23 protein-coding genes and 1 tRNA gene are annotated in these 18244 nt (G+C 63.7%); 5 read left to right on the top strand and 19 right to left on the bottom strand.

Features of this window, described 5'->3' with window-relative positions:
- Positions 1-37: 37 nt before the first annotated feature.
- The 10 genes from AAV94_RS07390 to hda form a co-directional block, all read right to left on the bottom strand.
- Entirely contained in the window at positions 38-328 is a 291-nt protein-coding gene (locus tag AAV94_RS07390; protein WP_046741686.1) for a DUF1330 domain-containing protein, read from the bottom strand.
- Positions 329-369: 41 nt separating this feature from the next.
- Positions 370-1227, bottom strand: coding sequence for a 3-deoxy-8-phosphooctulonate synthase (kdsA, locus tag AAV94_RS07395; protein ID WP_046741687.1), 858 nt, complete (start codon positions 1225-1227; stop codon positions 370-372).
- Entirely contained in the window at positions 1224-2909 is a 1686-nt protein-coding gene (locus AAV94_RS07400) for a CTP synthase (RefSeq protein WP_046741688.1), read from the bottom strand. The genes kdsA and AAV94_RS07400 overlap by 4 nt, the downstream gene beginning before the upstream one ends.
- A gap of 104 nt (positions 2910-3013) precedes the next feature.
- The gene (locus tag AAV94_RS07405) at positions 3014-3553 is read right to left on the bottom strand and encodes a hypothetical protein (RefSeq protein ID WP_046741689.1); all 540 of its coding nucleotides are present in this window, start codon (positions 3551-3553) and stop codon (positions 3014-3016) included.
- Positions 3550-3858 (bottom strand): antibiotic biosynthesis monooxygenase family protein, encoded by a 309-nt coding sequence (locus AAV94_RS07410; protein ID WP_046741690.1) that lies wholly within the window; start codon positions 3856-3858, stop codon positions 3550-3552. The genes AAV94_RS07405 and AAV94_RS07410 overlap by 4 nt, the downstream gene beginning before the upstream one ends.
- A gap of 89 nt (positions 3859-3947) precedes the next feature.
- Positions 3948-5147, bottom strand: coding sequence for a pyridoxal phosphate-dependent aminotransferase (locus AAV94_RS07415; protein ID WP_046741691.1), 1200 nt, complete (start codon positions 5145-5147; stop codon positions 3948-3950).
- A gap of 45 nt (positions 5148-5192) precedes the next feature.
- Positions 5193-5666: a transcription antitermination factor NusB gene (gene nusB / locus AAV94_RS07420; protein WP_046741692.1), complete on the bottom strand. Its 474-nt coding sequence runs from the start codon at positions 5664-5666 to the stop codon at positions 5193-5195.
- Positions 5663-6145: a 6,7-dimethyl-8-ribityllumazine synthase gene (gene ribH, locus AAV94_RS07425; RefSeq protein WP_046741693.1), complete on the bottom strand. Its 483-nt coding sequence runs from the start codon at positions 6143-6145 to the stop codon at positions 5663-5665. The genes nusB and ribH overlap by 4 nt, the downstream gene beginning before the upstream one ends.
- Before the next feature lie 4 nt (positions 6146-6149).
- Positions 6150-7271: a bifunctional 3,4-dihydroxy-2-butanone-4-phosphate synthase/GTP cyclohydrolase II gene (gene ribBA, locus AAV94_RS07430; protein ID WP_046741694.1), complete on the bottom strand. Its 1122-nt coding sequence runs from the start codon at positions 7269-7271 to the stop codon at positions 6150-6152.
- Positions 7272-7536: 265 nt separating this feature from the next.
- The gene (gene hda, locus AAV94_RS07435) at positions 7537-8322 is read right to left on the bottom strand and encodes a DnaA regulatory inactivator Hda (protein ID WP_046741695.1); all 786 of its coding nucleotides are present in this window, start codon (positions 8320-8322) and stop codon (positions 7537-7539) included.
- 211 nt (positions 8323-8533) lie between these two features.
- Between hda and purM the strand changes: the two genes are divergently transcribed.
- The 3 genes from purM to trmL all read left to right on the top strand — a co-directional run bounded on the left by purM (position 8534) and on the right by trmL (position 11387).
- Positions 8534-9583, top strand: a complete 1050-nt coding sequence (purM, locus tag AAV94_RS07440; RefSeq protein WP_046741696.1) for a phosphoribosylformylglycinamidine cyclo-ligase — start codon at positions 8534-8536, stop codon at positions 9581-9583.
- Between the two features lie 184 nt (positions 9584-9767).
- Positions 9768-10826 (top strand): AI-2E family transporter, encoded by a 1059-nt coding sequence (locus AAV94_RS07445; protein WP_046741782.1) that lies wholly within the window; start codon positions 9768-9770, stop codon positions 10824-10826.
- 90 nt (positions 10827-10916) lie between these two features.
- The gene (gene trmL, locus AAV94_RS07450; protein WP_046741783.1) at positions 10917-11387 is read left to right on the top strand and encodes a tRNA (uridine(34)/cytosine(34)/5-carboxymethylaminomethyluridine(34)-2'-O)-methyltransferase TrmL; all 471 of its coding nucleotides are present in this window, start codon (positions 10917-10919) and stop codon (positions 11385-11387) included.
- Between the two features lie 24 nt (positions 11388-11411).
- Here trmL and nth read toward each other — a convergent pair whose 3' ends face one another.
- The 3 genes from nth to AAV94_RS07465 all read right to left on the bottom strand — a co-directional run bounded on the left by nth (position 11412) and on the right by AAV94_RS07465 (position 13867).
- Positions 11412-12062, bottom strand: a complete 651-nt coding sequence (gene nth, locus AAV94_RS07455; RefSeq protein WP_046741697.1) for an endonuclease III — start codon at positions 12060-12062, stop codon at positions 11412-11414.
- A gap of 16 nt (positions 12063-12078) precedes the next feature.
- The gene (locus AAV94_RS07460) at positions 12079-13287 is read right to left on the bottom strand and encodes a CaiB/BaiF CoA transferase family protein (protein WP_046741698.1); all 1209 of its coding nucleotides are present in this window, start codon (positions 13285-13287) and stop codon (positions 12079-12081) included.
- A gap of 136 nt (positions 13288-13423) precedes the next feature.
- Positions 13424-13867: a universal stress protein gene (locus AAV94_RS07465; protein WP_046741699.1), complete on the bottom strand. Its 444-nt coding sequence runs from the start codon at positions 13865-13867 to the stop codon at positions 13424-13426.
- Positions 13868-14118: 251 nt separating this feature from the next.
- Between AAV94_RS07465 and AAV94_RS07470 the strand changes: the two genes are divergently transcribed.
- Positions 14119-14195: transfer RNA gene (locus tag AAV94_RS07470), tRNA-Pro, on the top strand.
- Between the two features lie 85 nt (positions 14196-14280).
- On the opposite strand, the gene AAV94_RS07475 is transcribed toward AAV94_RS07470, so the two are convergent.
- The 6 genes from AAV94_RS07475 to AAV94_RS07500 are packed head-to-tail and all read right to left on the bottom strand — an operon-like array spanning position 14281 to position 17739.
- On the bottom strand, positions 14281-14700 hold the full coding sequence (locus AAV94_RS07475) for a DsrE family protein (protein ID WP_231731294.1): 420 nt from the start codon (positions 14698-14700) through the stop codon (positions 14281-14283).
- A 4-nt stretch (positions 14701-14704) separates the two neighbouring features.
- Positions 14705-15073, bottom strand: a complete 369-nt coding sequence (locus AAV94_RS07480; RefSeq protein ID WP_156454371.1) for a hypothetical protein — start codon at positions 15071-15073, stop codon at positions 14705-14707.
- Positions 15074-15108: 35 nt separating this feature from the next.
- Positions 15109-15459, bottom strand: coding sequence for a carboxymuconolactone decarboxylase family protein (locus AAV94_RS07485; RefSeq protein WP_046741701.1), 351 nt, complete (start codon positions 15457-15459; stop codon positions 15109-15111).
- 55 nt (positions 15460-15514) lie between these two features.
- Entirely contained in the window at positions 15515-15892 is a 378-nt protein-coding gene (locus tag AAV94_RS07490) for a DUF5368 domain-containing protein (protein WP_046741702.1), read from the bottom strand.
- A 28-nt stretch (positions 15893-15920) separates the two neighbouring features.
- Positions 15921-17294 carry an NAD(P)/FAD-dependent oxidoreductase gene (locus AAV94_RS07495; protein WP_231731296.1) on the bottom strand — a complete coding sequence of 458 codons (1374 nt, stop codon included), beginning with the start codon at positions 17292-17294 and terminating at the stop codon, positions 15921-15923.
- Positions 17295-17310: 16 nt separating this feature from the next.
- Positions 17311-17739 (bottom strand): DUF4395 family protein, encoded by a 429-nt coding sequence (locus tag AAV94_RS07500; RefSeq protein ID WP_046741703.1) that lies wholly within the window; start codon positions 17737-17739, stop codon positions 17311-17313.
- A 174-nt stretch (positions 17740-17913) separates the two neighbouring features.
- Between AAV94_RS07500 and AAV94_RS07505 the strand changes: the two genes are divergently transcribed.
- Positions 17914-18228: an ArsR/SmtB family transcription factor gene (locus tag AAV94_RS07505; protein ID WP_046741704.1), complete on the top strand. Its 315-nt coding sequence runs from the start codon at positions 17914-17916 to the stop codon at positions 18226-18228.
- The last annotated feature ends 16 nt before the right edge of the window (positions 18229-18244 follow it).

Raw genomic sequence — 18244 nt, forward strand, 5'->3', positions numbered from 1 at the left:
GAGTCTTGAATGGAGAAAATCTATCAGGGAGCGGTCCTCAGACGCCTTCAACCAGCACCATGCGCATGACGGCTGCGCCCTCGCGCGCCTCGCGGGCTCGGGTGTACTCGGGCGAATGGTAATAGGCGCGCGCCGATTCGACATCCGGGAACTTGAGCACCACGGTGCGGCCTGGATCCCAGTCGCCTTCCAGGATCTCGACCTGCCCGCCGCGGATGCAGACTTGCGCGCCATGCGCCTTGATTGCCTCGGTGCTGAGCTTCAGGTAGTGCTGATACTGCACGGGGTCGGTCACGGTCACGGAAGCAATGATGTACGCACTGGGCATGGGCAAGTTCCTGGAATGTTGAAGCGGAGCGCGGGCACAACTCACGGCTCGAACCGGTCTTCGAGAAAGCCGCTGCGCTTGGTGGCCTGATCGAGCGTGACCAGCGTCTCGAGCAACGCACGCATGTGCTTGAGCGGCACGGCATTCGGGCCGTCGGAGAGAGCATGCGCCGGGTCCGGATGGGTTTCCATGAACACCCCGGCGACCCCCACGGCGATGGCAGCGCGCGCGAGCACGGGCACCATTTCGCGCTGGCCGCCGCTGCTGGTGCCCTGGCCGCCTGGCAGCTGCACGGAATGGGTGGCATCGAAGACCACCGGCGCACCCGTCTCGCGCAGGATGGCCAGGCTGCGCATGTCCGAGACGAGGTTGTTGTAGCCAAAGCTGGCGCCTCGCTCGCAGGCCATGAAGCGATCTTCATCAAGCCCGGCCTCGCGCGCGGCCGCACGCGCCTTGTCGATGACGTTCTTCATGTCATGCGGCGCAAGGAACTGGCCCTTCTTGATGTTGACAGGCTTGCCGGACTGCGCCACCGCGCGGATGAAATCTGTCTGGCGGCATAGAAAGGCCGGGGTCTGCAGCACATCGACCACTGCGGCCACTTGCGGCACCTCGGCTTCCGTGTGCACGTCGGTGAGGATGGGCACCTGCAGCTCACGGCGGACCTTGGCAAGAATTTCCAGGCCCTTTTCCATGCCCGGGCCGCGAAAGCTGCTGCCCGAGGAACGGTTGGCCTTGTCGTAGCTGCTCTTGAAGATAAAGGGAATGTCCAGGCTGGCGGTCATCTCCTTGAGCTGCCCGGCCACGTCCATCTGCAATTGCTCGGATTCCACCACGCAGGGCCCGGCAATCAGAAAGAAAGGCTGTTGCAGCCCGATATCGAATCCACACAGTTTCATGCCTGCTCCTTCTGCAGCGCGGGGGAGGCGGCGTCAAGTCGTTGCTGGCGGCGCTGCATGGCCGCTTGGATGAAGGCGTTGAACAGCGGGTGCCCGGCCCAGGGGGTGGATTTGAACTCGGGGTGAAACTGCACGCCGATGAACCAGGGGTGCACCTCCTGCGGCAGCTCGATGATCTCCGTCAGCTGCTCGCGTTGCGTCAGCGCAGAGATTACCAGACCGGCCTTGCGCAGCGTCTCCAGGTACTTGGTGTTGGCCTCATAACGGTGGCGATGCCGTTCGGTGACCGTACTGCCGTAGATTCGGTGGGCCAGCGTGCCGGGCTGCACGTCCGAAGTTTGCGCTCCCAGGCGCATCGTGCCACCCAGGTCGGAGTTGGCATCCCGCTTCTGGATGCTGCCGTCAGCATCCTCCCACTCGTCGATCAGCGCAATCACCGGCTGTGGTGTGCTGGGATCGAACTCGGTGCTGTTGGCCTTTTCCAGCCCCGCCTTGTGGCGCGCATACTCGATCGTGGCTACCTGCATGCCCAGGCATATGCCCAGATAGGGAACGAGGTGTTCGCGGGCAAAGCGGGCAGCGCAGATCTTGCCCTCGACTCCGCGCGAGCCAAAACCGCCGGGCACCAGGATGCCATCGAAGGCGGCCAGCTGCGCCACGGTGGAGGGGGTCAGCGTTTCGGAATCGATGTAAGTGATTTCGACCTTGACATCGTTGACCAGCCCGGCATGACGCAGCGCCTCGTTGACCGACTTGTAGCTGTCGGAGAGGTCGACGTACTTGCCGACCATGGCGATGCGCACTTCACCTTTGGGATGTTCGGTCTTGTAGACCAGATCGTCCCAGCGGCGCAGGTTGGCTGGCGGCGTGTTCAGGCGCAGCTTGTCGCAGATCAGGCCGTCCAGTCCTTGCTCGTGCAGCATGCGGGGCACCTTGTAGATGGTGTCCACATCGGGCATGGAGATCACACCCCATTCCGGCACATTGGTGAACAGCGAAATCTTGGCGCGTTCATCGGCCGGAATGTCGCGATCGGCACGGCACAGCAGCGCATCGGGCTGAATGCCAATCTCGCGCAGCTTCTGCACTGTGTGCTGCGTGGGCTTGGTCTTGAGCTCGCCGGCGGCGGCAATGAACGGGACATAGGTTAGGTGCACGAACGCCGCATTGTTGGGCCCCAGTTTGAGTGCAAACTGGCGCGCGGCTTCCAGAAAGGGCAGCGACTCGATGTCGCCCACCGTGCCGCCTACCTCGCAGATTGCCACATCGACAGCGTCGGGCGTGCCAACTCCCGCGCCGCGCTTGATGAACTCCTGGATTTCGTTGGTCACGTGCGGGATTACCTGCACGGTCTTGCCCAGGTAGTCCCCACGGCGCTCCTTCTCGAGCACCGACTGGTAGATGCGGCCGGTAGTGAAGTTGTTGGCCTGGCGCATGCGCGTCTCGATGAAACGCTCGTAGTGGCCCAGGTCCAGATCGGTCTCGGCACCGTCGTCGGTGACGAACACCTCACCGTGCTGGAACGGGGACATGGTGCCAGGATCCACGTTGATGTAGGGATCAAGCTTGATCAGGGTGACCTTGAGGCCGCGCGATTCGAGGATGGCCGCAAGCGATGCGGCGGCGATGCCTTTCCCCAGGGAGGAAACCACGCCGCCGGTGACGAAGACAAATTTGGTCATGTCTCGGGAAGATGGGGGAAATGACGATTATAGGTGCAAGCGCACAGTTGGCCCGGCAGCCTGATGCGGCGCATCCGTGCGCCCAAGAACCCTCTCAAGCCCGGTCAACGATCGGTGGCTGGCGTTGCCGGCCGGTGGCCAGTGTCAGCGTGACGCACGAATGTGAAGGTTGCCGAGACAGCGCATGCCTGCAGCATCTGCATGGTCACCACAGCTTCTCCGCGCATCTGCGTGGGACTCAGTACGTGCAGCTCGTAGCGCACGCTCATCGGAAGGGCAAAGCCTTGCACCGTCACGCCGTCGGCGGTGGCCACGAAGTGGTTGGCCGAGGGCTGCTGCCACTGCACCTGTTCGTGCGCGATCAACTGGCGGGGATGGAACGGGGAGGCAAACCGAACATGTTCGCCGCGCTGGGTTGGCAGCAGCTGAATCAGCGCCTGGTCGATGCCGGGGACACAGCTGGCGCTGGACTGCGCAGTGCCAACGTCCCAGGTCCAGTAGCCATCCTGTGGCTGGATGCGCGCGGCACCCCATGTCGGCGCTGCCGCTGCATACCCGGCCAGCATCGCCAGAACCGTCAGATCACGCCGCCAGCTGCGGTGCGGCCAGATGGTGGGCGGCAACGTCACGGCGCGCGGCGTCATAGCACTGCGCGCAGTTGTTCCAGCTGCGGGGGGCCGGCGTAGATGTCGCGCGGGGCGTTGCCGGCGTTGGCGTGAGCCTTGCGGAAAGCTTCGGAGCGGGTCCAGTCCAGAAAGTGCTGCTCCGACTCCCATTCCGAATGGGAGATGAAGAGGGTGTGTTCGTCCGTCTGTGCACCTTGCAGCAGGTGAAAGCGCACGAATCCGGGGACCTGGGCGAGGTGGCTGTCGCGATTGCGCCAGATCTCGATGAAGGTGTCCTCATGTCCGCGTAATACGCGGAAGCGGTTCATGGCAAAGAAAGGCATGGCGGGATCCTGAAGCGGGGGTAATGACCCCAATGATAGCCAGCCTGCCATGTTGCAGTCTGTATCCGCCTGTGCGGAATTGGGCCCGCTCAGCCCAGCAGTGCCTGCATGCGCGTCAGGGCGTCTTCGAGATTGTCTCGGGACGTGGCAACGGAAAAGCGCACGAAGTTCTGCGCGCCCTGCGGGCCGAAGTCCTTGCCGGGAGCAATGGCAATGCGGGCGCGTTCAAGCAGCGCGAAGGCGAACTCCCAACTGCCTTGCACGCCCAGTCTGTGTGCGGCGTCGCGGCAATCGGCCCAGACGTAGAACGCACCGTCTGGCTGGACCGGCACTTGCAGGCCCATGGCTGCCAGCGGGGCAGTGAACAACGCCAGCCGCTCACCGAACAGGGCGCGGCGCCGCTCATATTCGGCCAGGCTTTCAGGGTGAAAGCATGCCAGCGCAGCATGCTGCGCAATGGTGCTGGGGCAGATGAACAGGTTCTGGCACAGCCGCTCGATGGGCGCGACCAGCGCTTCAGGCACGACCAGCCAGCCCAGTCGCCAGCCGGTCATGTTGAAGTACTTGCTGAAGCTGTTGATGCTGACGATGTCCTCCCCCAGTGCCAGCGCGGTCTGGCCGAATGCCCGGTCGTAGGAGAGGCCGAGATAGATCTCGTCCACCATGGTGACGCCGCCGCGTGCCCGCACGGCGGCGTGGATGGCCGCCATCGCCTCGGCCGTCATGGAAGTGCCTGTGGGGTTGGCCGGCGAGGCCAGCAGCACGCCGCGCGTATCGGCCTGCCAGTGCGCCTGCACCTGCGCGGCGGTGAGCTGAAAGCGGTCGGCCGCCTCGACAGGCACATGCACGGCGCGGGCGCCTGCGACCTGGACAAATTGCTGGTTACACGGGTAGCCGGGGTCGGGCAGCAGCACCGAATCACCTGGTTGCAGCAGCGCAAGACAGGCCAGATGCAGCGCCGCCGACGCCCCTGCGGTGATGATGATGCGCTCGGGCGCGACAGCAACGCCAAAGCGATCGGCATACCACTGGCTGATGCGTTCACGCAGCGCCGGCAATCCCAGCGCCTGCGTGTACTGCGTATGCCCCTGCGCGATCGCGGCGATGGCCGCCTCCTGCACCAGTGGCGGCGCGGTGAAATCCGGCTCGCCGATGTTGAGTTGGCGCATCGGGGGCGCATCCCCCTGCGAGGCTACCAGTTGCGCGGCGGCCTTGCTCACCTCCATCGCATAGAAAGGATGGGTGCGCTGCGCGCGCTCGGAAAGGCGAAAGGGCAGATCGGAAGGCATGGTGGGAGCGGGTGCGCCGGGGCGTCCCGCCTTGTTGGCTGTGGTTCAGTGTCCGCTGGATGCGGCAGCACCCACTTCTGCGGCACGGAATTCGGCGGCGAGCTTGTGCAGCACGGCATTGACGTACTTGTGGCCATCCGTGCCGCCAAAGGCCTTGGCCAGTTCGACGTATTCGTTGATGACGACCTTCCAGGGCACGTCCAGGGCGTGCCTGAACTCATAGACGCCCATCCACAGAAGGGCATGCTCGATCGGCGAGAGCTCGGATAGCGGCCGGTCCAGCGCCGGTGCGATGGCCGCATCCAGCGCCTCGGCCTCGTCGGCGCAGCCGTAAAGCAGCGCGTCATACAGGGCCGAGTCGGCCTTGTGGAAACCGCTGAGGTTGCGCGTAAACATGTCGATGTCGCGCGGCTCGTTCTTGCCAACCAAGCGCTGGTAGAGCGCCTGTAGGGCGAACTCGCGGGCGCGGCTGCGGGCGCTCTTCTTGCTGCTGGGCGTGGGTTGCTCGGCGTGGCTCATGCCTGGCTCTCCGGCGCGAGAAGCTCGTTGACCAGATTGGCCATCTCCACCGCCACCTGTGCGGCGTCGCGGCCCTTTTCGTGCTGACGCGCCTGTGCCTGCTGCAGGTCCTCGACCGTCAGGATGGCGTTGGCAATGGGCAGGCCGTAGTCGAGGCCCACGCGCGAGACACCGGCGCCCGACTCGTTGGCCACCAGCTCGAAATGGTAGGTCTCGCCGCGAATGATGCAGCCCAGCGCAATCATGGCATCGTGCTCCTTGCGCTCGGCCAGTGCCTGCAGCGCCATCGGCACTTCCAGCGCACCGGGTACGGTGACGTGGGTGATGGCTTCCTCGGCCACACCCAGGCGCAGCAATTCGTCGCGCGCTGCCTGCAGCAGCGCGTTGGTGATGTCTTCGTTAAAGCGCGCTTGCACGATGGCAATGCGCAGTCCGCTGCCGTTCAGCTGTGCGGCAGCGCCTTTGTTTGCACCTTGCATGGTGTCAGTCCTTGTTGATGAATCCGGTGATCTCGAGTTGGTAGCCGGCGGCCATGCTGGGCAGCCGGCGCGGCTGGCCCAGAAGACGCATGCGTGTAACGCCCAGGTCGCGCAGGATCTGCGCGCCGATGCCGTAAGTGCGCAGGTCCATGCGCCCACGTGCCGGCGCATGGGTCGGCGTGGCGCGGCCCTCGAACTGGTCGAGCAGCTGCGCGCCGCTTTCGCCGCAGTTGAGCAGCACCGCCACGCCCTTGCCCTCGTTGTCGATGTAGCGCAGGCTCTCGTGCAGGCTCCATGAGTGCGTCACGCGCTGCGCGTCGAGTATGTCGAGCACCGAAAGCGGTTCGTGCACGCGCACCGGCAGGTCATCGCCATCGGTCCAGCTGCCCTTGACCAGGGCCAAATGCAGCGCGGCGCTGAGCTGCTCGCGATAGGCGTGGGCGGTGAACTCGCCCCAGTGCGTGCGGATGGGGCGGCTGCTGATGCGCTCGATCAGCGATTCGTGGTTGCTGCGGTACTGGATGAGATCGGCAATGGTGCCGATCTTCAGGCCGTGCTCGGCGGCGAACACTTGCAGGTCGGGCAGGCGCGCCATGGTGCCGTCATCCTTCATGATCTCGCAGATCACGGCCGCGGGCGTCAGGCCTGCCATGCGGGTCAGGTCGCAGCCTGCCTCGGTATGGCCGGCGCGCACCAGCACGCCACCGTCGACGGCCTGTACGGGGAAGATGTGGCCCGGCTGCACCAGGTCGCTGGGCTTGGCATCAGGGGCCACGGCAGCGGCGATGGTGCGGGCTCGGTCGGCGGCGGAGATGCCGGTGGTGACGCCCTCAGCAGCCTCGATGGAGACGGTAAAGGCAGTGTCGAATTGCGCGCCGTTCTTGCGCGCCATGGGGGGCAGGTTCAGGCGCTCGCAGCGCTCACGGGTGAGGGTCAGGCAGATCAGGCCGCGGGCATGCTTGGCCATGAAGTTAATGGCCTCCGGAGTAACGTGTTCGGCGGCGAGAATCAGGTCGCCTTCATTTTCACGGTCTTCCTCGTCGATCAATATCACCATCTTGCCGGCACGCAGGTCTTCGATGATTTCCTGCGTAGAGGCAATGGGGGCGGATTCGTGGATAGTCATGACGATAGTAATAAGGGGCCGACAGAAGGATGCTGGCTGGCTATATGGGCTGCGCCTGTATGCGGACTGACGCTGTGCTGGAGCAACTGGGTTGTCGTGGATTCAGCCAGAAGCCGGGCAACACGGTGAAGGTGCTGTATAGCGACGGCCGCAACGCAGCGCTGTCAGCACTGCGTGATTGTAGCGGGCGGACCTGCCCGCTGCAGGCCTGGCGCAGGCGTCGCTGTCACGCGCCTGCAGCGCGGCCATTCGCGGCGCGTAGACGCTACGCCTGCGCGTCGTGATGATCGTGAGAGGACTCGCCTTGCAGGGCCTGGCGCAGCAGCGGCAGGGTCAAAGCGCGTTGCGCGCGCAGCGCATGGGTGTCAAGCCGTGCCAGCAGCGCCGTCAGGCTGCTGAGGTCACGGCTGTAGCGCGTCAGCAGGTAGTGACCGACTTCCGCGCTCAGATGCAGTCCGCGTTCTCGCGCCTGCATCTGCAGCACCTGCAGGCGCTGCGCATCGGACAACGCCTGCAGGGCAAAGCTCACGCCAGAGCCCAGGCGTGTGCGCAGGTCCTCGCGCAGCGCCAGATCGACCGGCGGCGCGTCACCGGCAGCGATGACCCAGCGCGGCCGACCATCGGGCGGGTGTGCCGCGTCGATGAAGTGCTTGAATGCCAGGCGTTGCTGCGCCGGTGTGAAGTGCTGTACGTCATCGAGCAGGATGGCCTGCCAGGTGCTCTGCCAGTTGTCGTCCGCGGTATCTGGCGTGCTGGTACTGGCGGCGTCATCGCAGTTCGGTTGCCTGCCGCGTAGCCAGCCGACCTGCAGGCCCTGCTGCTCGAAAGCCAGGGCGACGGCCTGCAGCAGGTGGGTCTTGCCGGTGCCTGGGCCGCCCCACAGATACACTGGCGCATTGGCCGCCTGGGCTGATGGCGGTTGGCTGGCCTGTGCGATCTGCCGCGCGACGCCCTGCTGCAGTGCCTGCAGGGCGGCTTCGTTGCCAGCGGGGAGAAAGCGCGCAAAGCTCGCTTCAGGCACGATGCCAATGTCGAGGACCAGTTGTTCCATGCGAGGCAGGGGAAGGTGCGGGCGCAGTGGGAGTGAAGAAGGCGCACCGCTGCGCTGCTGCGGGGCTAACCGTGGCCGGCGCAAAGGCACTGGCCTTAGAATCGCTGGATTCTAGTGCATCGAATCTGCACGTGCGCAGTCTGCCGTGTGCGGGATGCCGTGGCCTGGCAGGTCGTGTAATGCCACTTGCCTTTTCCCTGATTAGCCTTTCATGAGTTCCTCTTCTCAGCCTACGCAGGCGCCAATTACCTACAAGGATGCCGGTGTTGACATCGACGCTGGCGACGCGCTGGTCGATCGCATCAAACCCCTGGCCAAGAAAACCCTGCGCGAAGGCGTGCTTGCCGGCATCGGCGGCTTCGGGGCGCTGTTCGAGGTGCCCAAGCGCTACCGCGAGCCGGTGCTGGTGGCGGGCACGGATGGCGTGGGCACCAAGCTCAAGCTGGCCTTCGAATGGAACATGCACGACTCGGTGGGCATTGACCTGGTTGCCATGAGTGTGAACGACGTGCTGGTGCAGGGCGCCGAGCCGCTGTTCTTTCTGGACTATTTCGCCTGCGGCAAGCTGCATGTGGACACGGCCGCCGCGGTGGTCGCCGGCATTGCCAGAGGATGCGAGCTGTCAGGCTGCGCCCTGATCGGCGGCGAGACCGCCGAGATGCCCGGCATGTACCCGGATGGTGAATACGACCTGGCCGGCTTTGCGGTCGGGGCAGTGGAGAAGTCGCGCATCCTCACGGGGGCGACGATCGCCGAAGGGGATGTGGTGCTGGGGCTGGCCAGCCATGGCGTGCATTCCAATGGATTCTCGCTGGTGCGCAAGTGCATCGAGCGTGCGGGCAGCCAGCTGCCGGCCACGCTGGACGGCAAGCCGTTTCGCGAGGCGGTCATGGCGCCGACGCGCCTGTATGTCAAGAGCGTGCTGGCGGCGCTGGCTGCTCACCCTGTCAAGGGGCTGGCGCACATCACAGGTGGTGGGTTGCTTGAGAATATCCCCCGTGTGCTGCCCGGCCACCTGGCTGCGCACCTGCAGGCGGACAGCTGGCCGCAAAGCGAGCTGTTTGCCTGGCTGCAGGCCACCGCCGGCATTGATGCCCATGAGATGAATCGCACGTTCAACAACGGCATCGGCATGGTGGTGGTCGTGGCGCGGCAGGATGCCGAAGCCGTGGCGGAGACGCTGCGCGCGCACGGCGAGCAGGTATATGCCATTGGTCGCATTGGCCCGCGCGGAGAAGGGGCTGCGGTGACGCTGGCATGATGGCCTGCACGGTGCGCTTTGCCGTACCTGGCCGCATGCGCTCTCCTGAGGGTTTGCGCCCTGCCGGCGCGCCATGGCCAGGACGCTCGCACGGATCCGTTTAGTCTCTTTCTTCTTCTCAAGCATGCCCAGTTCTGTGGATGAAACCCGCGCTTCCCCGCAAGCGCTTTCCGGCGAGGCTGCCATGTCTAGGAGGCGCGCGGCCCAGCTCGACAGCCATGTCTCCTTGCCGATCCGCATGGCCAGTTACGGCCTGATGGCAGCGGGACTGCTGTTGGTGATGCTCGTGGGGGTGCTGCCGGGGCTGCTGGCGGCATGCCTGGGCTTCATGCTGACGCGTTGGATCAACACTTGGCTGGTGCGGTTGGCCCGGCGCCGCTGGCACCATCCGCCCACAGCAGTGCTGCTGTGGGCTGCGCGCGCCGCGTCGATCATCGTGATTCTGGCGCCGCTGCTGATTCTCTTTTCGACCTTCAATCATTACCGCAGCATGCTGCTGACGGCGCCGCACCAGTTCACGGAACTGACCGATTACGTTGCGCGCACGGTGCTGGAGTTCAAGGCGCACCTGCCCGAGGAAATAGCCGACATGCTGCCCGAGGAGGCCGAGGAGGTGCAGCGCACCGTCGCGGTGTATCTGTGGTCCAAGGCGGCGGCGCTGGCCAATGCGGGCAAGGAGTGGGCGGTCGGGTTCCTCTATGCGTACGTGGGGTTGCTGATTGGTTCGCTGGCGGCCGTGCGGGTCCACAACAAGTGGAATGCGCCGCTGACGGATGCGTTGAAGCTGCGCGTCGCGCGTTTTGGCGATGCGTTCCGCCAGATCGTCACGGCACAATTCTGGATAGCCTCGTTCAATACCGCGCTGACGGCTGTATTCCTGTTGCTGGTGCTGCCGATGTTCGATCTGCAACTGCCCTACACCCGCGCGTTGATCACGCTGACTTTTGTGGCGGGGTTGATTCCCATTGTTGGCAACTTGCTGTGCAACGTGGTCATCACGATTGTCGGGCTGTCGGTTTCACCGCTCACCGCGCTGGTGTGCCTGGGTTTTCTCATTCTCATCCACAAGGCCGAGTATTTCATCAACGCCAAGGTGGTTGGACGGCGCACGCACATTGCGGTCTGGGAACTGCTGGCCGTGATGTTCATGAGCGAGGCGATCTTCGGGCCGGCAGGTTTGGTGGCCGCGCCCCTCTTCTATGCGTACCTGAAGAAAGAGCTCGAAGCTGCACATCTGGTGTGAGGTCCACGCTGGCGCTGCCGTGCGCATTGTGCATTGCGGACACTCTGCCCGTTGCAGGCTGCGCGGCCTGCCGCAGGCCCTCTCGAAGCCATGTTTCATATCGTCCTCGTTCACCCGGAAATTCCCCCCAATACTGGCAACGTCATCCGCCTTGCGGCCAACACCGGCTGCACGCTGCATCTGATCGAGCCGCTGGGATTTTCGATGGAGGACCGGCACATGCGTCGCGCCGGGCTGGACTACCACGAGTACGCACCGGTGCTGCGTCACGCCAGTTGGCCTGCATTTCTGGATGCGTGCCGGCCTGATCCGTCACGCATGTTCGCCATGACGACCAAGGGCAGTGCGAGCCTGTTTGCCGTGCGTTTTCAGCCTGGCGATTGGCTGGTGTTCGGCTCGGAAACGCAGGGGTTGCCGCCCGCGCTGCGCGATGGCTTTGCGCCTGCGCAGCGGCTGCGCCTGCCGATGCGGCCGGGCCAGCGCAGTCTCAATCTCTCCAACGCGGTGGCAGTGACGGTGTTCGAGGCCTGGCGCCAGAATAACTTTACGGGCGGAGATTGAGCGCAAGGGCCTCTGGTGCACGCTTTAGCGAGCTGCTGTGGGCGCTGGTGTCTTGGGTTTGTAGTCGCACCAGGTGCTGACGCGGCATTCCCAGCAACGTGGCTTGCGGGCCTGGCAGACGTAGCGCCCCAGCAGAATCAGCCAGTGGTGCGCATGCAGCGCATATTCCGGGGGCACGCGCTTGAGCAGCTTGAGCTCGACCTCCAGCGGCGTCTTGCCAGGAGCCAGTCCGGTGCGGTTGGCAACGCGAAAGATGTGCGTGTCCACCGCCATGGTCGGCTCGCCAAATGCCACGTTGAGTACCACATTGGCGGTTTTGCGGCCCACGCCGGGCAGGGCTTCCAGTTCCTGGCGCGTACGCGGGATCTCGCCGCCATACCGTTCGATGAGCACCTGGCAGGTGACCAGCAGGTTCTTGGCCTTGGTGCGATACAGGCCAATGGTCTTGATGTGCTGCTCCAGCCCTTCCAGACCCAGCGCCAGCATGGCCTGCGGGGTGGGCGCGACCTGGAACAGGCGGCGGGTCGCCTTGTTGACGCCTGCGTCAGTGGCTTGCGCCGACAGCAGCACGGCGGCCAGCAACTGGAAATGACTGCCGTATTCCAGTTCGGTCTGCGGATGGGGATTGGCCGCCTGGAGCGCGGCAAAGAAGTGGGGGATGTCGCTTTTTTTCATGAGAAAGCCAGGTCTTTTAGCGCACGCTGCCGTTGCGGCGCAGCGCTGCGATGGTGTGCGCATCGAACCCCAGGCGCTGCAGGATGGCGTCGCTGTGCTCGCCCAGTTGCGGCGGATTCTGATAGGTGCGCAGGCGCTTGCCGTCCATGCGCAGCGGCAGGAGGGCGGCATGCACAGGCTGCCCAGCGCGGTCGCCGTCAGTTAGGGCCACTTCGTCCAGCCCCTGTGTGGCATGTAGATGCGGGTCGTCCAGCAGCTGTTCGGGCCGCACGATGCGGGCATAGGGCAGGGCATTGGCCTCGAAGATCGCGGCGATGGCATCGGCGGTATGGTCTTGCAGGCGTTCACGCAATGTGGCAAGCAGGCGAGGGCGCGCGCGCACGCGGTCATTGTTGCTGGCTAGATCCGGGTCTGCGGCCAGATCGTCCCAGCCAAAGGCCGTGCACAGCGTCCGCCAATGCGCGTCGCTGACGGCGGAAAGAAAGATCTGCTCGCCATGGGCGACAGTGAAGATGTCGTAGATACCCCATGGCGAAATGCGCTCGGGCATGGGCTTGGCAGGAGTGCCGGTGACTTCGTACTGGAGGATGTGCTGGCCGACGAGAAAGACATTGTTCTCGAACAATGCGGCATCGACTTCCTGTCCCTGGCCGGTGCGCTGGCGCTGCATCAATGCCGCCATCGCGCCGATGGCGCCGAACATGCCGCCCATGATGTCGTTGACGCTGGAGCCCGCGCGCAGCGGATCACCCGGCCGCCCGGTCATGTAGGCGAGGCCCCCCATCATCTGCACCACTTCATCCAGTGCGGTGCGGTGTGCATAGGGGCCGGGCAGAAAGCCAGTGAGGTTGACATAGACCAGACCCGTATTCAGGCGGGCGAGGTTGGCATAGTCCAGCCCGAACTTTCCCAGCACGCCTGGCTTGAAGTTGTGCAGCACCACATCGGCCGTGGCGCAGAGCTTGAGCGCCACCTCCAGTCCCGCAGCATCCTTCAGATTGAGACCGATGCTCTGCTTGTTGCGGTTGAACATTGGAAAGAATCCAGCACCCGCACCCAGCAGGGTGCGGGTGCTGTCGCCAGTGACAGGTTCGACCTTGATCACTTCGGCGCCGAGATCCGCCAGCACCATGCCGCAGGTCGGTCCCATCACCATGTGGGTGAATTCGACGACGCGTATGCCCTGTAGCGGACGGGCGGGGGTTTCGCTGACGGATTCGGTCATGGCTTTGTGCGCAACGGGGAAATCGTGACGGCCGCAAGGCTACCGCAAAAAGGCAAACGCCCATCCGGGGATGGGCGTTGATGGATGGTACGGGTGGGGCGATTCGCGACGCCGCGGTCGCACCTGACCCGCGTTTTCAGCGCAGCACCAGCACCGGGATCTTTGCGCCCGTCAGCACATGTTGCGTCTCGCTGCCCAGCAGCAGCTTGGCGATGCCCTTGCGGCCATGCGATGCCATCACGATCAGATCAGCGCCAATATCCTTGGCGGCATTGAGGATCTGGTCGGAAATGCTGTCTCCGCTGAGAACCTGCACGTCGGTTTCCACACCGGCGGCCTTGCCTTGCTCACGTACCTTTTCCATGGCCTTGCGGGCTTCTTCCTTCCACTGGCGCTCGCTTTCCTCGGCGAACTCGCGGTTGGCGGCAATGCCTCCCTCCATGTAGGTCACCGGATAGCTGGGCGTGACCGTGAGAATGGTCACGCGCGCGCCAGTGAGCTTGGCCAGCTCAAAACCATGGGCGATGGCCTTTTGTGACAGCTCTCCCCCGTCGGTGGGGATGAGAATTTGTTTGTACATGCAAAGCTCCTTGTGTCAGAGAGGAAAGGATGACATGGCGATCTGGCTGACGACCGGATGTCACTCCGGTGCGCGGCGGGAGCCACTTGAAATATCAGTGCATACTGGAAAGAGTATAGGAGGGTGTACGCGGTTGCGCCATATGTTGACCAAATCGTTAACCGGTTGCGATAAGGTTCGGGAACTGTTGCGCAAGCCAGGTTTGCGTCGATCGGGAATGGGTTGAATCCATAGTACAATCTCGCCTTTGTCGGAGCGTAGCGCAGCCTGGTAGCGCATCTGCTTTGGGAGCAGAGGGTCGCGAGTTCGAATCCCGCCGCTCCGACCATTATCCAAGACAACGGGCTACAGTTTTTTTGACTGTAGCCCGTTTTTCTTCGCCCCATGTGCGGGCAGCGCGCAGGCATCAGCAGTCAGCTCACTTGCAGGCTGCCCTTGGCGTGCATCAGCAGGTCGATGACGTCTGCGGCGGTGATGATGGCGTATTCCGGTGCCATGTCTGCGGGCTGCATGCCGTTGTGCTGCAGGCAGGATGCGCAGATCGCGATACGTCCGCCCATCTCCAGAAATTTCCCAAGCAGTGCAGATACGGGATCGAAGGGGGCGCCGATGTCCAGGCCTTTGGTAGCATCCGGTTTGCCCAGTTCCACGGCCTCGACCATCAGGATGATGGTGGCGCTGTGGCCTTTCTTGAGCGCGTTGACGGCCATGGTGAAAGCTACCGTGACCTTGTTGGGGTTGCTGCGGCCATCGAACAGAGTGGCAACGAAATCGGTGGTGGGCATGCTGTTTTCTCCAGATAAGGTGATGAGGATGTCTTGGGATGTGTTCACGTTCCTAGCGCTCCGCATCGTCTGAGTGGTAACGCAGCCAGAACGCTTCGCGACAGCGTGAATCGAAGGTGATGCGCATAGGGTGAATGGCAGTGGTGCGGTTGGAGTGGCGCACCTCCCAGCTGATGTGGCAGACCGGGCCGCAGGGCGATGCCGCAGCGCCGACGGGCAGTTGCGCGGACGCTGCAAGCTCTTCTTCCTCGCAGCAGCGCAGCACGGCGCCATCGGGAAACACGTAGTCCGTGATGGTCTCGCGCCGCGTTGACCAGGCGTCGCCGTCATGCGTCATGGCTACCGGGTGCGCGTCGATTGCGGCCTGCCGGCTGCGAATGGCGCGTACATAGTCGGCCAGAGAGCTACGGTGAGATTGCATGGAGGCGTGGGTGTCTTCGGTGCGGTGGGCTTGCCTCAGGGTGCGGTCGAAAGTTCTTCGTAGGCAGCAATGGCCTTGGCGGCGTACATGACGGAGGGGCCGCCGCCCATGTAGATGGCCACGCCCAGTGCTTCCTCGAATTCCGCGCGGGTCACGCCAAGCCGGATCAGTGCCTGTGTGTGAAAGCCGATGCAGCCGTCACAGCGCGCCGCCACGCCTATGCCCAGAGCAATCAATTCCTTGGTCTTGGTATCGAGGGCGCCGGGCGTGTTGGCCGATTTGCCCAGTGCGTTGAAGTTCTGCATCACGGCGGGGATGCCGCCGCCGAGCTTTTTCATGTTGCCCAGCGTGTCGGTAATCAGTGTCTGGTAGGTGTCTGCTTGCATGGTGTGCGGATGGTTGTGGTGTGGGAGGAAAAACGATTTCCGTGTAGCGGACTGCTCATGGCTCATGGACGGGTTCTTGCCGGTTGCCGCGCGCGGCGGCCAGCCAGCCAGCGATGCTGTAGAGCACGATGGTGGTGCCGATCAGCCCGAGGCCAAACACCAGGCCGATGAGAAACCAGTCTGCCGGGCCACCGGCATCGGTGAAGCCGGAGGACGAGACCTTAGCCATCAACACCAGCGCGAGCGCGCCGCCAAATATGCCGCCAGCCTGGCTGCGCACCAGCCGGGCGGCGACCAGGCGCCGCTCGCGCAGCAGCAAGAGCGCAAAGGCGAGCGTGCCCAGCATGGTCAGCAGTGCAAGCAGTACCAGCAATGGCGTGCCCAGCATTTCCCGGAACACGGCGAGCAGTACGAGAGGATCGAGTTCTTGCATGGGAAGTCTCTGTTTCAAGCCATGGGGGTCAGGCCTTGCCGCGCAGCATGCTGATGTAGGTTGGCTTCAGTGCCATGGTTTTCATGACCCAGCTCACCCACAGTTCTTCCAGTGGCGCAATCACGCCCGGGAAGGAGGGGGTGAGGTTGTTGTGGTAATCGAACTCGACCAGCATGGCCTGGCCCAGGCGCGTGATCAGCGGGCAGGAGGTGTAGCCGTCGTAACGGGCGTTGCTGGGCTTGCCGGTGATGTCGGCCAGCAGGTGGGCCGTGGCAACCGGCACCTGCCATTTCACGCTGGCAGCGGTCTTGCCCTTGGGCACGCCGGCGATGTCGCCCACGCCGAAGACATTGGCATAGCGCAGATGGCGCAACGTGGCGCGGTCCACTTCCATCCAGCCCTCGGCGGCCCAGTCCCCGGTTTGCCACGGCAGCGGGCTGTTGCGTACGATTTCGGGCGCTTTCATGGGCGGGATGACGTTGATGAAGTCATAACCCAGCTCGATGCTCCCCGCGGGCGTGTCGAACGTGGCGATGCGCCGATCCAGGTCGATGGCGCGCAGGCGCCGGCCGTGTTGCACCTGCACGCCGCGCTGAGCGAACAGCATGCGCACCTTCTCCGAGACGATGGGGACGCTGAAGAGTGTCTGGTTGTTGGCGTTGTAAATCACCTCGGAGCGGCTGCGGGTGCCGCGGCGGGTGAGGTAATCCTCGACAATGAAGGTGTATTTGAGGGGGGCGCCCGCGCACTTCATTTCCGTGTCGGGCCGCAGAAACACGCCAACTCCACCACGGTCGACAAAGCGCGACATGGCTTGCCAGGTGGCCATGGCGGCTGCCGGGCTGTGGTAGATGCTGCCCAACCCGTTGCTGCCAATGCGGCCGACATCCATGCCGGCGATGGCGTCATAGTCCAGCGCCATGCCGCTGGCAACGACCAGATAGTCGTAGGGAATGCCGCGACCGGATGCCGTGATGACCTGGCGAGCATCCGGGTCGATCTCCGCGGCATGCTCTTCGATAAAGGTAATACCGCGCGGAACATGGTCGGTAGTGCGCGAGATCGGGTAGTCCACAGGCTTGATGCCTGCTGCCACCAGGGTGAAGCCGGGCTGGTACCAGTGCTCCTTGCGGCCATCAATCAGGGTGATGCGCGCGCCCTCCAATGCGGCCCTCAGGCGCGCGGCGCTGGCCAGACCGGCGGCACCGGCACCCACGATGACGATGCGTGCAGTCGTACGGATTCTGGCAGGCGCGGCGCGGGCCGCTGTCGGCGCGTGGCCGGCTACCGTAATGCCGGCTGCCACCAGCGCAAGCACGTCACGTCGGCGCAGGTGGTGGTCAGGTGAGCGCATGCAGGAAGGGGTGGAGCGTGGCACCTTGATGTCTCCTTGTGTGGCCATTGAATGCGCAGGCCAATCAGATGGACTTGGGAGGAAACCAGCGGTACCACAGGCCATACACAGAGCAGGCGGCGCAGAATGAAAAGGCCCATTCAAGGGTGGTGAAAACCATCAGCACCATGACAGGGATGCGCCAGATGTCGCTGCCCAGGGCGTAGGCGACGATGCTGACCGTGCTGGCGATGAACAGGATTTTGTTAGCGAACATCTTGGCGCCAGCGTTTTCCTTCTTGCCGGCCCAGCCACGCGCCTCAAGGATGCGTACCCAGATGCGGTGCGCGGGGCATTTGTAGTGCCCGAGGAACCCGCGTATGAAACCTTGCGCGACGAGAATGGCCATCAACCAGGGCGATAGCAGCAGCGCTGCCGTGCAGATCAGGAAGCTGATGAACGCTTCCAGCCGTGTGACGTTGGACCACAGGGGCGGGAGATCGAAACGAAGCATGGCAGGACCTCTTGGAAATGACGATGTAAACATATTATTAGAATATTAGAAAAATATAACATAAAAATTGAAGAAGTTGCATGTTGGTGCCGCCTGTGCCTCGCGCGGGGATGACCTGCCCGAGCCAATGCGTGCTTGGCGATAATGTGCGTCTGAAATTCCGGCGTCCCTTCCATGACCAACTCTTCCGATTCGCGCTTTCATTTCATGCGTGAGCGCGCCGCCGAAGCGGCCGGCATGATGCGGCTGCTCAGCAACGAGCATCGCCTGCTCGCGCTATGCCTGTTGCTGGAGTATGGAGAGATGTCCGTCAGCGCGCTGCAGGAGCAGTTGCAGATTGGCCAGTCAGCCCTGTCCCAGCATCTCGGCAAGCTCCGTGCGGCCAACCTGGTGACCTACCGACGCGATGCGCAAATGCTTTACTACCGGATTTCCGATCCGAATATCATCTCGCTCATTGCAGCGCTGAAGAACATCTATTGCCCGTAGCGCTAGTTGGAAGTTT

The organism is Lampropedia cohaerens (genome assembly GCF_001005215.1).
GTDB lineage: Bacteria > Pseudomonadota > Gammaproteobacteria > Burkholderiales > Burkholderiaceae_C > Lampropedia > Lampropedia cohaerens.